The 12,822-nt window shown below is 67.6% G+C and carries 11 protein-coding genes; 10 read left to right on the top strand and 1 reads right to left on the bottom strand.

Features of this window, described 5'->3' with window-relative positions; genetic code table 11:
- The 8 genes from AC1D2O_RS26960 to AC1D2O_RS26925 form a co-directional block, all read left to right on the top strand.
- Positions 1–241: NAD(P)(+) transhydrogenase (Re/Si-specific) subunit beta (locus tag AC1D2O_RS26960; RefSeq protein ID WP_478158185.1), on the top strand; the 241-nt coding region annotated here is incomplete at its 5' end.
- Between the two features lie 117 nt (positions 242–358).
- Positions 359–2,038 (top strand): long-chain-fatty-acid--CoA ligase, encoded by a 1,680-nt coding sequence (locus AC1D2O_RS26955; protein ID WP_478093639.1) that lies wholly within the window; start codon positions 359–361, stop codon positions 2,036–2,038.
- A 50-nt stretch (positions 2,039–2,088) separates the two neighbouring features.
- Positions 2,089–3,099 (top strand): ABC transporter permease subunit, encoded by a 1,011-nt coding sequence (locus AC1D2O_RS26950; RefSeq protein ID WP_478093641.1) that lies wholly within the window; start codon positions 2,089–2,091, stop codon positions 3,097–3,099.
- Entirely contained in the window at positions 3,096–3,995 is a 900-nt protein-coding gene (locus AC1D2O_RS26945; protein WP_478093642.1) for an ABC transporter permease subunit, read from the top strand. Before AC1D2O_RS26950 ends, AC1D2O_RS26945 begins: the two co-directional genes overlap by 4 nt.
- 130 nt (positions 3,996–4,125) lie before the next feature.
- Entirely contained in the window at positions 4,126–5,145 is a 1,020-nt protein-coding gene (locus AC1D2O_RS26940; RefSeq protein ID WP_478158187.1) for an ABC transporter ATP-binding protein, read from the top strand.
- Between the two features lie 142 nt (positions 5,146–5,287).
- Positions 5,288–6,292, top strand: coding sequence for a dipeptide ABC transporter ATP-binding protein (locus AC1D2O_RS26935; protein WP_478093054.1), 1,005 nt, complete (start codon positions 5,288–5,290; stop codon positions 6,290–6,292).
- Between the two features lie 14 nt (positions 6,293–6,306).
- Entirely contained in the window at positions 6,307–7,932 is a 1,626-nt protein-coding gene (locus tag AC1D2O_RS26930; protein WP_478093053.1) for an ABC transporter substrate-binding protein, read from the top strand.
- A complete protein-coding gene (locus AC1D2O_RS26925; protein WP_478093050.1) occupies positions 7,929–8,714 on the top strand; it encodes a 5'-methylthioadenosine/adenosylhomocysteine nucleosidase in 786 nt (261 codons plus the stop codon). The genes AC1D2O_RS26930 and AC1D2O_RS26925 overlap by 4 nt, the downstream gene beginning before the upstream one ends.
- A 91-nt stretch (positions 8,715–8,805) precedes the next feature.
- Here AC1D2O_RS26925 and corA read toward each other — a convergent pair whose 3' ends face one another.
- The gene (gene corA / locus AC1D2O_RS26920) at positions 8,806–9,792 is read right to left on the bottom strand and encodes a magnesium/cobalt transporter CorA (protein WP_478093047.1); all 987 of its coding nucleotides are present in this window, start codon (positions 9,790–9,792) and stop codon (positions 8,806–8,808) included.
- Positions 9,793–10,003: 211 nt separating this feature from the next.
- Between corA and AC1D2O_RS26915 the strand changes: the two genes are divergently transcribed.
- Both AC1D2O_RS26915 and hpf read left to right on the top strand, forming a co-directional pair.
- A complete protein-coding gene (locus tag AC1D2O_RS26915; protein WP_478158184.1) occupies positions 10,004–12,124 on the top strand; it encodes an ATP-dependent helicase in 2,121 nt (706 codons plus the stop codon).
- Between the two features lie 326 nt (positions 12,125–12,450).
- On the top strand, positions 12,451–12,780 hold the full coding sequence (hpf, locus tag AC1D2O_RS26910; RefSeq protein ID WP_442287578.1) for a ribosome hibernation-promoting factor, HPF/YfiA family: 330 nt from the start codon (positions 12,451–12,453) through the stop codon (positions 12,778–12,780).
- Positions 12,781–12,822 lie beyond the last annotated feature (42 nt).

The raw sequence follows: 12,822 nt of genomic DNA, 5'->3' as shown, positions 1-12,822 counted from the left end.
CGTGGCGATCATCCTGGGGGCCAACGACGTGGTGAACCCGGCGGCGCTGCAAAAGGGCACGCCGATCTACGGCATGCCGATCCTGGAGGCCTACAAGGCCAAGACGGTGATCGTGAACAAGCGTTCCATGGCCGCGGGCTACGCCGGGCTGGACAACGAGCTGTTCTACATGGACAAGACCATGATGGTCTTCGGCGACGCCAAGAAGGTGGTCGAGGACATGGCCAAGGCGATCGAGTAGCTCGGCTCGCCCGCACGAAGACCACGGGCCGCGCAAAGTCGCGGCCCGTGCCGCATCCGAACGTCAAGTTACGATGGCGGCAGATTTCCCAACAAGATTTCGCTCTGGAGACTCACTGTGACTGATCGCCCCTGGCTCGACAGCTATCCGCAAGGCGTACCCGCCGACATCGATGCCTCGCGCTACGCCTCGCTGGTGGCGTTGATGCAGGAAAGCTTCACCAAGTACGCCGACCGCACGGCCTACAGCTTCATGGGCAAGGACGTGAGCTACGCCGAGGTGGACCAGCAGAGCCGCGTCTTCGCCTGCTACCTGCAGGGGCTGGGCCTCGTGAAGGGCGACCGGATCGCGATCATGATGCCGAACTGCCCGCAGTACCCGATCTCGGTGGCCGGGGCGCTGCGCGCCGGGCTGATCGTGGTCAATGTCAATCCGCTCTACACGCCGCGCGAGCTGGAGCACCAGCTGAAGGATTCGGGCTCCACCGCCATCGTGCTGATGGAGAACTTCGGCACCACGCTGCAGCAGTGCCTGGGCGCCACGCAGGTCAAGCACATCGTGCTGGCCTCGATGGGCGACCGGCTGGGTTTCCTGAAGGGCGCGCTCGTCAACTACGTGGTGCGCAACGTCAAGAAGATGGTGCCCGCCTACAGCCTGCCGGGCGCGGTGCGCTTCAACGACGCGCTCGACAAGGGTGCATCGCGCACCCTGCAATCGCCGGCGCTCGGCCCCGACGACGTCGCGGTGCTGCAGTACACGGGCGGTACCACCGGCGTTTCCAAGGGGGCGGTGCTGCTGAACCGCAACGTGATCGCCAACGTGCTGCAGTCCGAGGCCTGGAACGAGCCCGTGATGCTGAAGGTGCCGGCCAACGAGCAGCCGACCAGCGTCTGCGCCTTGCCGCTCTATCACATCTTCGCGTTCACGGTGAACATGATGCTCAGCATGCGCACCGGCGGCAAGCTGATCCTGATCCCGAATCCGCGCGACCTCGCGGCGGTGCTGAAGGAGCTGTCGAAGCACACCTTCCACAGCTTCCCGGCGGTCAATACGCTCTTCAACGGCCTCGCGAACCATCCGGACTTCGACACCGTCAACTGGAAGAACCTCAAGGTCTCGGTCGGCGGCGGCATGGCGGTGCAGGGCGCCGTGGCCAAGCTCTGGCTCGAGAAGACCGGTTGCCCGATTTGCGAGGGCTATGGCCTTTCGGAGACTTCGCCGTCGGTCACCTGCAATCCGACCACCAGCACCGCCTACACCGCCACCATCGGCGTGCCGTTGCCGAGCACCGACGTGAAGCTGCTCGACGACGACGGCCACGAGGTGCCGCCGGGCCAGCCGGGCGAGCTCGCGGTGAAGGGCCCGCAGGTCATGGCCGGCTACTGGCAGCGGCCCGACGAGACCGCCAAGGTCATGACGCCCGACGGCTACTTCAAGACCGGCGACATCGCGATCGCCGACGATCGCGGCTACTTCAAGATCGTCGACCGCAAGAAGGACATGATCGTGGTCTCGGGTTTCAACGTGTACCCGAACGAGATCGAGGACGTGGTCGCTCAGATGCCGGGTGTGCTCGAATGCGCGGCCGTGGGCATCGTCGACGAGAAGACCGGCGAGGCCGTCAAGCTGGTGATCGTCAAGAAGGACCCGGCGCTCACCGAAGCCGATGTGCGGGCGCACTGCCGCGCCAACCTGACCGGCTACAAGCAGCCGCGGGTGATCGAGTTCCGCACCGACATGCCCAAGACGCCGGTCGGCAAGATCCTGCGCCGCGAGCTGCGCGACGCCAAGAAGTAAGGGTTCCGCCGGGGACCCGACCCGGCATCGCTCTTGCATATTGGGGATGAATGTTCAGATTCATCCTGACCCGCGCGAGCCTCCTCGTGCCGACCTTCGTCGGCATGACCTTGCTCGCGTTCTTCCTGATCCGGCTGGTGCCCGGCGACCCGATCGAGACGCTGGCCGGCGAGCGCGGCATCGACCCGGTCCGCCACGCGGCGCTCCTGAAGGAGTACGGGCTCGACAAGCCGCTCTTCGCGCAGTACGGCATCTACATCGGCCGGGTGCTGCACGGCGACCTCGGCAAATCGGTGATCACTCAGGAGCCGGTGATGAGCGAGTTCCTGGCGCTGTTCCCGGCCACGGTCGAGCTGGCGCTGTGCGCCATCCTGTTCGCGCTGCTGCTCGGTATCCCGGCCGGCATCCTGGCGGCGGTCAAGCGCAATTCGCTGTTCGACCACGGCGTGATGGCGACCTCGCTGACCGGCTATTCGATGCCGATCTTCTGGTGGGGCCTGCTGCTGATCCTGTTCTTCTCGGTGCAGCTGGGCTGGACGCCGGTATCGGGCCGGATCTCGGTGCAGTACTTCATCGAGCCCGTCACCGGCTTCCTGCTGATCGACTCGCTGCTGTCGGATGAGAAGGGCGCCTTCGTCTCCGCCTTGCAGCACCTGATCCTGCCGGCGGTGGTGCTGGGCACCAACACGCTGGCCGTGATCGCGCGCATGACGCGCTCGGCCATGCTCGAAGTGCTGGGCGAGGACTACATCCGCACTGCGCGCGCCAAGGGCCTCGCGCCGCTGCGCGTGGTGGGCGTGCATGCGCTGCGCAATGCGCTGATCCCGGTGGTCACCGTGATCGGTCTGCAGGTCGGCGTGCTGTTCACCGGCGCCATCCTGACCGAGACCATCTTCTCCTGGCCCGGCGTCGGTAAGTGGCTGATCGAGGCCATCGGCCGGCGCGACTACCCGGTGCTGCAGGGCGGCATGCTGCTGCTCGGCGTCATCGTGATGCTGGTCAACGTCGGGGTCGACGTCGCCTACGGTTTCATCAACCCCCGCATCCGCCAGGCGCGATGACCGCGGCCACCGTTCCTGCCGGACCGAGCGCCGCGCCGCCAGGACCCTGGCGCGAGTTCTGGGCTTCGTTCTCGGCCAACCGCGGCGCGGTGATCGGCCTGGGCGTGATCGTGCTGCTGCTCGGGGTGGCGCTGCTGGCACCGTGGCTGGCGCCGCATGCGCCCAACCAGACCGACAGCACCGCCTTCCTGCGGCCGCCGGCCTGGCAGGCGGGCGGCACGGCGACGCACCTGCTGGGCACCGATGCGATCGGCCGCGACATCCTGTCGCGGCTCATGTTCGGCGCCCGGCTGTCGCTCTCGATCGGCGTCGCGGTGGTGGCGCTCTCGGCCGCGGTCGGTATCGCGCTGGGTCTGATCGCGGGCTTCTTCCGCGGCGTGCTGGAGATCGCGATCATGCGGCTCATGGACGTGGTGCTCACGCTGCCGAGCCTGCTGCTCGCGATCGTGATCGTCGCCATCCTCGGTCCCGGCCTGATCAACGCCATGCTGGCGGTCGCGGTCGTCGTGCTGCCGCACTACGTGCGTATCACGCGCGCCGCGGTCATCTCCGAGGTCTCGCGCGACTACGTCACGGCGGCGCGCGTGAGCGGCGCCGGCACGCTGCGGCTGATGTTCCGCGAGGTGCTGCCCAATTGCGCCGCGCCGCTGATCGTGCAGGCTTCGCTGGGCGTCTCGACCGCCATCCTCGATGCCGCCGCGCTGGGCTTCCTGGGCCTCGGCGCGCAGCCGCCGTCGCCCGAGTGGGGAACCATGCTGGCCGATGCGCGCGAGTTCGTGCTGCGCGCCTGGTGGGTCGTGACCTTCCCGGGCCTGGCGATCCTCGCCGCGGTGCTGGCCTTCAACCTGCTGGGCGACGGGCTGCGCGATGCGCTGGATCCCAAGTTGAAAAGATGAACCTCATGATCCAAGCGCTCGAAGATGCGTCTGTTCCGGAGCTGCCGCGGAACCGGCTTTGCCGGGCCGCCGGCAGCGCCCCCTCGAGGGGGGAGGCGGCTACTCGAAGCGAGCAAGCAACGGGGGTGGGCTGATGCTTCTCGACATCCGCGACCTCCATGTGGAATTCCCCACGCAGGGCGGGACGCTGCACGCCGTCGACGGTGTGAGCCTGCGCCTGGAGCAGGGCGAGGTGCTCGGCATCGTCGGCGAATCGGGCTCGGGCAAGAGCGTCACGATGATGGCGCTGATGGGCCTGATCGGCTGGCCGGGCCGCGTGCGCGCGCAGCACCTGCGCTTCGCCGGCCGCGACCTGCTCGGCCTTTCGGACAAGGCGCGGCGCGGGCTGGTCGGCAAGGACGTGGCGATGATCTTCCAGGAGCCGACGACCAGCCTCAATCCCTGCTTCACCATCGGCTGGCAGTTGATGGAAACGCTGCGCCTGCACCTGCACCTCGACAAGCGCGAGGCCATGAGGCGCGCCACCGAACTGCTGGAGCAGGTCGGCATTCCGGCCGCCTCCACGCGCCTCGGAAGCTATCCGCACCAGCTCTCGGGCGGCATGAACCAGCGCGTGATGATCGCGATGGCGATCGCCTGCGATCCCAAGCTGCTGATCGCCGACGAGCCGACCACCGCGCTCGACGTCACGATCCAGGCCCAGATCCTCGACCTGCTGCGCAGCCTGCAGAAGGAGCGCGGCATGGGCTTGGTGCTGATCACGCACAACATGGGCGTGGTCAGCGAAATGGCACAGCGCGTGGCCGTGATGTATGCGGGCCAGGTGATGGAGGAGCGCGGCGTGGCCGAGCTGTTCGCGGCGCCGCAGCATCCCTACACCGCGGCGCTTCTGGCGGCGCTGCCGGAGCGCACGGCGGGCGCAGGGCGGCTCGCCACCATCGCCGGCGTGGTGCCGGGGGTGCACGACCGGCCTGCCGGCTGCCTCTTCGCGCCGCGCTGCGACTACGCGACCGCGCATTCGCGTTCGGTGCGGCCCGAGCTGCGCGACTGGATGGGCGGGCAGGTGCGCTGCCACTACGCGCTCGGGGACCCGCAGCGCGACGAGGCCCTGGCGCGCGATGGCGCCCACGTCGTGGAGTTCGTGAGATGAAACACCCCCGAAACGCCTTCGGCGCTTCCCCCTCGAGGGGGCGATACCGGCGGCCCGGCGAAGCCGGTTCCGCGGTATCCCTGGCCTTGGGTGTGCCGGTTTCAGTCGTCGCGCAAGGCGCACTGCGCCATGGACCACCTGGATGAACCAGACAGTCGTTGTTGAAGCGCAGGACCTGCAGCGCGTGTACCCGGTGCGCCGTGGCCTGTTCCGCGCCCCGGCGCAACTGCAGGCGGTGGGCAACATCTCGTTTCGCATCGAGCGCGGCCGCACGCTGGCGGTGGTCGGCGAATCGGGCTGCGGCAAATCCACGCTCGCGCGCATGGTGGCGCTGATCGAGAAACCCACTGCGGGTTCGCTCCGCCTGGTGGGCCACGATGCGGTCGATCCGCCGCCCGAGCGCCGGCGCGAGCTGCGCCAGGCGGTGCAACTGGTGTTCCAGAACCCCTACGGCTCGCTCAATCCGCGCAAGAAGATCTCCGCCGTGCTCGAGGATCCGCTGGCGATCAACACCACGCTCGGCCAGGCGGAGCGCGCCGCCCGGGCGCGCGACATGCTGGCCCGCGTCGGGCTGCGGCCCGAGTACGCCAACCGCTACCCGCACATGTTCTCGGGCGGCCAGCGCCAGCGCATCGCGATCGCGCGCGCGCTGATGCTCGATCCGCGGCTGCTGGTGGCCGACGAGCCGGTGTCGGCGCTGGACGTCTCGATCCAGGCCCAGGTGCTGAACCTGCTGGCCGACCTGCAGGCCGATCTGGGGCTGTCCTACCTCTTCATTTCGCACGACCTCGGCGTGGTGCGCCACATCGCGCACGAGGTGCTGGTGATGTACCTCGGCCATGCGGTCGAGCAGGGGCCCAAGGCGCGCATCTTCGCGCGGCCGCTGCACCCCTACACGCAGGCGCTGCTGGCCTCGACGCCCGGGCTCGCGGCCGAGCGCATCGTGCTCAAGGGCGAGCTGCCCTCGCCGCTGGCGCCGCCGCCGGGCTGCGTCTTCAACACGCGCTGCAGCCATGCCACCGAGCGCTGCCGCATGGAGCGGCCGTTGCCGCGGCTGCTCGACGAGCGCAGGGTGGCCTGCCACCATGCCGAGAAGTTCCTGCCTGCCGATGTGTCCCCGCCCGCGTTCGCGCGGCCTCAACCCTGAAGGAGTCGAACGACATGCCCACCACCTCCCACCTCTCGCGTCGTCTGCGCGCGGCCACGCTGCTGGCCCCGGCGGCCATCGCGCTCGCCTGCGGCGCCGCGTCGGCCAAGACGCTGGTCTTTTGCTCCGAGGGCAGTCCCGAGAACTTCTATGCGGCGGTGAACACCACGGGCACTTCCTTCGACGCCACCACGCAGGTCTACAACAACCTGGTCGAGTTCGAGCGCGGCACCACCAAGGTCCTGCCCGGCCTGGCCGAGAGCTGGACCATCTCGCCCGACGGCACCGAATACACCTTCAAGCTGCGCCGCGGCGTGAAGTGGCACAACACGGCCAAGAGCTTCAAGCCGACGCGCGACTTCAACGCCGACGACGTCATCTTCATGATGGAGCGGCAGTGGAAGGAGAACGACCCCTACTTCAAGGTCACGAGCCCGAACCACTCCTACTTCAACGACATGGGCATGCCCAAGCTGCTGAAGTCGATCGACCGCGTCGACGACTACACCGTGAAGTTCGTGCTGAACAAGCCCGAGGCGCCGTTCCTGGCCAACCTGGCGATGCCCTACGCCGGCATCCAGTCGAAGGAATACGCGATCGCGATGCTCAAGGCCGGCACGCCCGAGAAGATCGACCAGGACCCGATCGGCACCGGCCCGTTCTACCTGGTGCAATACCAGAAGGATGCGATCGTTCGTTTCAAGGCCTTCCCGCAGTACTGGGGCGGCAAGGCCAAGATCGACGACCTGATCTTCGCGATCACGCCCGACGCCTCGGTGCGCTGGGCCAAGCTGCAGAAGGGCGAGTGCCACGTGATGCCCTACCCGAACCCGGCCGACCTCGACGCCATCCGCAAGGACCCGAGCGTGCAGGTGCTCGAGCAGGCCGGCCTCAACGTCGGCTACCTGGCCTACAACACGCAGAAGAAGCCCTTCGACGACGTGCGCGTGCGACGCGCGCTCAACATGGCGATCAACAAGAAGGCGATCATCGACGGCGTCTACCTGACGACCGGCGTCGCCGCCAAGAACCCGATCCCGCCGACCATGTGGTCCTACAACGATGCCATCAAGGACGACCCCTACGATCCCGAGGCCGCCAAGAAGCTGCTGGCGCAGGCGGGCTATCCCGACGGCTTCACGACCGACCTGTGGGCGATGCCGGTGCAGCGGCCCTACAACCCGAATGCCAAGCGCATCGCCGAGCTGATGCAGGCCGATCTCGCGAAAGTCGGCGTCAAGGCCGAGATCAAGACCTTCGAGTGGGGCGAGTACAGGAAGCGCATGCAGGCCGGCGAGCACCAGATGGGCATGCTGGGCTGGACCGGCGACAATGGCGACCCCGACAACTTCCTCTACACCCTGCTGGGCTGCGCCTCGGCGCAATCGGCCAGCGGCAGCAACGTGGCCAAGTTCTGCTACCAGCCCTACGAGGATCTGGTCGTGAAGGCCAAGAACGTCCCCCAGCAGGCCGAGCGTGACGCGCTCTACAAGAAGGCGCAGGTGATCTTCAAGGAGCAGGCGCCGTGGTTCACGATCGCGCATGCGGTGCAGCTGAAGCCGGTGCGCAAGGAGGTGGTCGACTTCAAGCTCAGTCCCTTCGGCCGCCACACGTTCTATGGAGTTGATATCAAGCAATGACGATCGCCGTGGTCGCCGCGATGCACGAGGAGCTCAGTGCACTGCTCGCGCAGATGCCCGACGAGCAGCGCGTGCACGTGGCGGGGCGGGACTTCTGGGTCGGGCACCTGTGCGGGCAGCCGGTGGTCGCGGTGCTGTCGCGCATCGGCAAGGTGGCGGCGGCCCTCACGGCCACGGTGCTGCTCGAGCGCTTCAAGGTCCGCGCGATCGTCTTCACCGGCGTCGCCGGCGGGCTGGCGCCGGGCGTCCGGGTGGGCGACGTGGTGGTCGCCACCAGGCTGCTCCAGCACGACCTCGACGCCTCGCCGATCTTCCCGAGGTACGAGGTGCCGCTGACCGGCCACGCCCGTTTCGCGGTCGACACCGCGATCGGCGATTCGCTCGCGGCGGTGGCCGCCGAGCTGCTGCGCGACCCGGTGGGCCTGCTGGGGCCGCAGGTGGTCGAGGACTTCGGCCTGGCCGCGCCGACGGTGCATCGCGGCTTGCTGGTGAGCGGCGACCGCTTCGTCTCGACCGCGGCCGAAAGCGCCGTGCTTCGCCGCGACCTGCCCGACGCGCTGGCGGTCGAGATGGAGGGCGCCGCGGTGGCCCAGGTGTGCCACGACTACGGCGTGCCCTTCGCCGCGGTGCGCACCATTTCCGATCGCGCCGACGACGAGGCGCATGGCGACTTCACGCGCTTCGTCTCGGCGGTCGCGAGCCGCTACAGCCTGGCCCTCGTCAGCGCCTGGCTCGCGACACTCTCGCCGCAACAAGAACCAGGCCCACCCAAGCCACTCTGATCGAGAGCACCCTCGGAACCGGCTCAGCCGGGCCGCTGGGTGCGCCCCTTGAGGGGAGGCGGCTACACGAAGTGAGCAAGCAACGGGGTGGTCACTTCAACCAGCCGCGCCGGCGGAAGTACCACATCGGCACCAGGGCGCTGGCGATCATCAGCACGACCGCATAGGCGTAGCCGTAGGTCAGATCGAGTTCGGGCATGAACTTGAAGTTCATGCCGTAGACGCTGGCGATCAGGGTCGGCGGCAACAGCGCCACGCTGGCCACCGAAAAGATCTTGATGGTCTTGTTCTGGTTGATGTTGATGAAGCCGACGGTCGCATCCATCAGGAAGTTGATCTTGTCGAACAGGAAGGCCGTGTGGTTGTCGAGCGATTCGATGTCGCGAAGAATCTGCCGCGCTTCCTCGAACTGCTCGGCGTTCAGCATCCGGCTGCGCATCATGAAGCTGACGGCACGGCGCGTGTCCATCACGTTGCGGCGGATGCGTCCGTTCAAGTCCTCCTGGCGCGCGATCAGGCCGAGCACCTCGCCGGCCAGCTCGTCGCTGACGTTGCCCGACAGCACCTTCTTGCCTGCCGATTCGAGCTCGTCATAGATGTTCTCGAGCGTGTCGGCCGAGTACTCGGCGTCGGCGTCGAACAGCTTCAGCAGCACTTCCTTGGCGTCCTCGATCAGCCCGGGGGCGCGCCGCGCGCGCATGCGCAGCAGGCGGAACACCGGCACGTCCTCGTCGTGGATCGAGAACAGCACGCCGCGGCTGCGCAACTCGACGTTGTGCTGGTTGAGGATGAAGGCCACGCGCACCGAGCGCGGGTTCTCGTCGTCGTCGATCAGGAAGTCGCTGCGGATGTGCAGTTCGCCGTTGTCTTCCTCGTAGAAGCGAGCCGACTCCTCGATGTCCTCGTCCATCGCGTCTTCGGGAATCGAAAGGCCGTAGTACTGCTTGATCCAGCGCTTTTCCTCGACCGTGGGCGATTCGAGATCGACCCAGATCGGCTGGAACTTGGAAAGCTCTTCGAGGGCCTCGATCTCTTCCTGGACGAGGCGGCCATTGGCAAGCGTGAAGATGTTGAGCATGGGCTCACTCCCGTGAAATGTCTGGCGGTTGGGCGAGGGGTGTGGGCGCTTTCAATTCCCTCGCCGACGACGCGTCAGAGGGGAAGTGAAAGCTGCCGAGACGGGTCGATTTCCATGCAGGAGTCTCCGGTTGCAGCGAGGCGCGATTATGTCATCCAGGCCGTGACGGCGTTGGCCTGAGGCTGGACGGACATACAGTACAGTTGCGGCGATGCAGCGCGTTGCGACACCCACTTCCCCCGGCGCCACGAGCCAGGCCGAACGGCTGGCGGAGGCGCTCGCGAAGCTCAACGACGCGCAGCGCGCCGCGGTGCTGCACGGCGTCGACGCCGCGCTCGAACCCGCGCAGCAGGACCCGCGGCCGCTGCTCGTGATCGCCGGCGCCGGCTCGGGCAAGACCAGCACGCTCGCGCACCGCGTGGCGCACCTGATCGCCGGCGGCGCCGACCCGCAGCGCATCCTGCTCCTGACCTTCTCGCGCCGCGCCGCGCAGGAGATGGAGCGCCGCGCGGGCCAAGTGCTGATGCGCGTGCTGGGCCTGGCTTCGCAGACGCCGCCGGCGCTGCCCTGGGCCGGCACCTTCCACGGCATCGGCGCACGGCTGCTGCGCGAGTACGCGGCACAGATCGGCTTGAGCGAGAACTTCACGATCCACGACCGCGGCGATGCCGAGGACCTGATGGGGCTGGTGCGCCACGACATCGGCCTGTCCTCCATGACCCGGCGCTTTCCGCAGAAGGGAACCTGCCTCTCGATCTATTCGCGCACCGTCAACACCTGTGCGCCGCTGGCCCGGGTGCTGAAGGAAGCCTTTCCCTGGTGCGCCGAATGGGAGGGCGAACTGAAGAAGCTGTTCGGCGCCTATGTAGCGGCCAAGCAGCAGCAACAGGTGCTCGACTACGACGACCTGCTGCTGTACTGGGAAGGCATGGTGGCCGAGCCCGCGCTGGCCGCCCAGATCGGCGCGCGCTTCGACCACGTGCTGGTCGACGAATACCAGGACACCAACCTGCTGCAGGCCGCCATCCTGCGCGCTCTCAAGCCCGATGGCCGCGGCCTGACGGTGGTGGGTGACGACGCCCAGTCGATCTATTCCTTCCGCGGCGCGACGGTGCGCAACATCCTCGACTTCCCGCATCAGTTCGCGCAGCCCGCGCGCGTCGTCACGCTGGAGCGCAACTACCGCTCGACGCAGCCGATCCTCGATGTGTCGAACGCCGTGATCGCGGCCGCCGCCGAACGCCATGCCAAGACCCTCTGGACCGACAAGCCCTCGGCCGGACGGCCGCAGTTGGTGCTGGTGCCCGACGAGGCCCAGCAGGCGCGCTTCGTCGCCGAACGCGTGCTCGCGCACCGCGAAGGCGGCCTGGCGCTGAAGTCGCAGGCGGTGCTGTTCCGCACCTCGAGCCACAGCGCCGCGCTCGAGCTGGAACTGGCGCGGCGCAACATTCCTTTCGTGAAGTACGGCGGCCTCAAGTTCCTCGAGGCCGCCCACGTGAAGGACCTGCTCGCGGTGCTGCGCTTCGCGCAGAACCCGCGCGGCCGCATGGCCGGCTTTCGCGTCACGCAGATGATCCCGGGCATCGGTCCCGTCACCTCGACGCGCCTGCTCGATGCGATGGCCGAGGCCGCCGATCCCGGCGCCGCGGTGCAGGCCTTCGTGCCGCCGGCCGCGGCGCAGGTCGAATGGGCCCGCTTCGCAGCCATCGACGCCGCCCTGCGCGATCCCGCGCTGGCCTGGCCGGCCGACATGGATCTCGCGCTGCAGTGGTATGTCCCGCACCTGGAGCGCCTGCACGACGATGCCGGCCTGCGCCGCGGCGATGTCGAGCAGCTCGCGCGGCTGGCCGCCGGCTATGCCTCGCGCGAGCGCTTCCTGACCGAACTCACGCTGGATCCGCCCGAGGCCACCAGCGACCGGCCCGGACCGCCGCTGCTCGACGAGGACTACCTGATCCTCTCGACCATCCATTCGGCCAAGGGGCAGGAGTGGAGCTCGGTCCACGTGCTCAACGTGGTCGACGGCTGCATCCCGGCCGACGTGGCGCAGGGCGCCCACGAACTCGAGGAGGAGCGCCGGCTGCTCTATGTCGCGATGACCCGCGCCCGCGACCACCTGCACCTGCTGGTGCCGCAGCGCTTCTACGTCACGCAGCAGGCGGTGCGCGGCGACCGCCACCTCTATGCCGGCCGCACGCGCTTCATCACCGCGGCCGATGCCGAGCTTTTCGAACGCCAGACCTGGCCGCCGCCGCCCGAGCGCGCGCCGCACGTGCCGCCGCCGGCCGCCACCATCGACCTCCTGAGCCGGATGCGGGCCAGCTGGCGCTGACCGGAAGCCCTTCGACTCGCGGGGTCGCTGGCGTTTGGGGCGGACCTGGGTTTGCTTCCAGTCGATCGGCTGCGGCTGCGTGCCCCGGGGCTCGCAAGCTATCAAATCGATAGCGTGTGACAAAGTTCCCTTGATCTGGCGCAGAGCCCTGGCACAGAGGGATTGCAATTCGATGACAGCATGGGCATAGTGAACCGAACCCTCTCGCTTCCCCCTCTCTTTTCTTCTCTTCCCTTCCCCTCATCCCCCTCTCGTTTCCCCCGGCTACGCCTTTGTTTCCAGAGGCGCGGCTATTTCCCCCAACCGTCAATTCCAGGAGGTCATTCATGAATCTGACGATCAGCGGTCATCACCTCGACGTCACACCTGCTTTGCGCAACTACGTTACGAGCAAGCTGGACCGGATCACCCGGCATTTCGACCAGGTGGTCGATGTCAAGGTGATTCTCACGGTGGAAAAGCAGAAGGAAAAGGAGCGCCGGCAACGGGCCGAGTGCAATATCCACGTCAAGGGCAACGACATGTTCGCGGAATCGAGCCACGCTGATCTCTATGCTGCCGTCGACGACCTGGTCGACAAGCTCGACCGGCAGGTCGTGCGCCACAAGGATCGCCTGCAGGATCACCACCACGAAGCACCCAAGCGCGTGATGTAGTTCCGCTGTTCGGGCAAATACTCTTGCGGGCCGCCTTTGGGC

Source organism: Variovorax sp. P1_G12 (assembly GCF_056405555.1).
Note: the sequence above shows the minus strand (reverse complement) of the source record. Positions and strands in the feature narration are given on the sequence as shown.

What these genes read in the sequence shown, in the direction of transcription:
- hpf (WP_442287578.1), top strand. Translation starts at nt 12,451, where the DNA reads ATGAATCTGACGATCAGCGGTCATCACCTCGACGTCACACCTGCTTTG.
- AC1D2O_RS26945 (WP_478093642.1), top strand. Translation starts at nt 3,096, where the DNA reads ATGACCGCGGCCACCGTTCCTGCCGGACCGAGCGCCGCGCCGCCAGGA.
- AC1D2O_RS26930 (WP_478093053.1), top strand. Translation starts at nt 6,307, where the DNA reads ATGCCCACCACCTCCCACCTCTCGCGTCGTCTGCGCGCGGCCACGCTG.
- AC1D2O_RS26915 (WP_478158184.1), top strand. Translation starts at nt 10,004, where the DNA reads ATGCAGCGCGTTGCGACACCCACTTCCCCCGGCGCCACGAGCCAGGCC.
- corA (WP_478093047.1), bottom strand. Translation starts at nt 9,792, where the DNA reads ATGCTCAACATCTTCACGCTTGCCAATGGCCGCCTCGTCCAGGAAGAG.
- AC1D2O_RS26950 (WP_478093641.1), top strand. Translation starts at nt 2,089, where the DNA reads ATGTTCAGATTCATCCTGACCCGCGCGAGCCTCCTCGTGCCGACCTTC.
- AC1D2O_RS26935 (WP_478093054.1), top strand. Translation starts at nt 5,288, where the DNA reads ATGAACCAGACAGTCGTTGTTGAAGCGCAGGACCTGCAGCGCGTGTAC.
- AC1D2O_RS26925 (WP_478093050.1), top strand. Translation starts at nt 7,929, where the DNA reads ATGACGATCGCCGTGGTCGCCGCGATGCACGAGGAGCTCAGTGCACTG.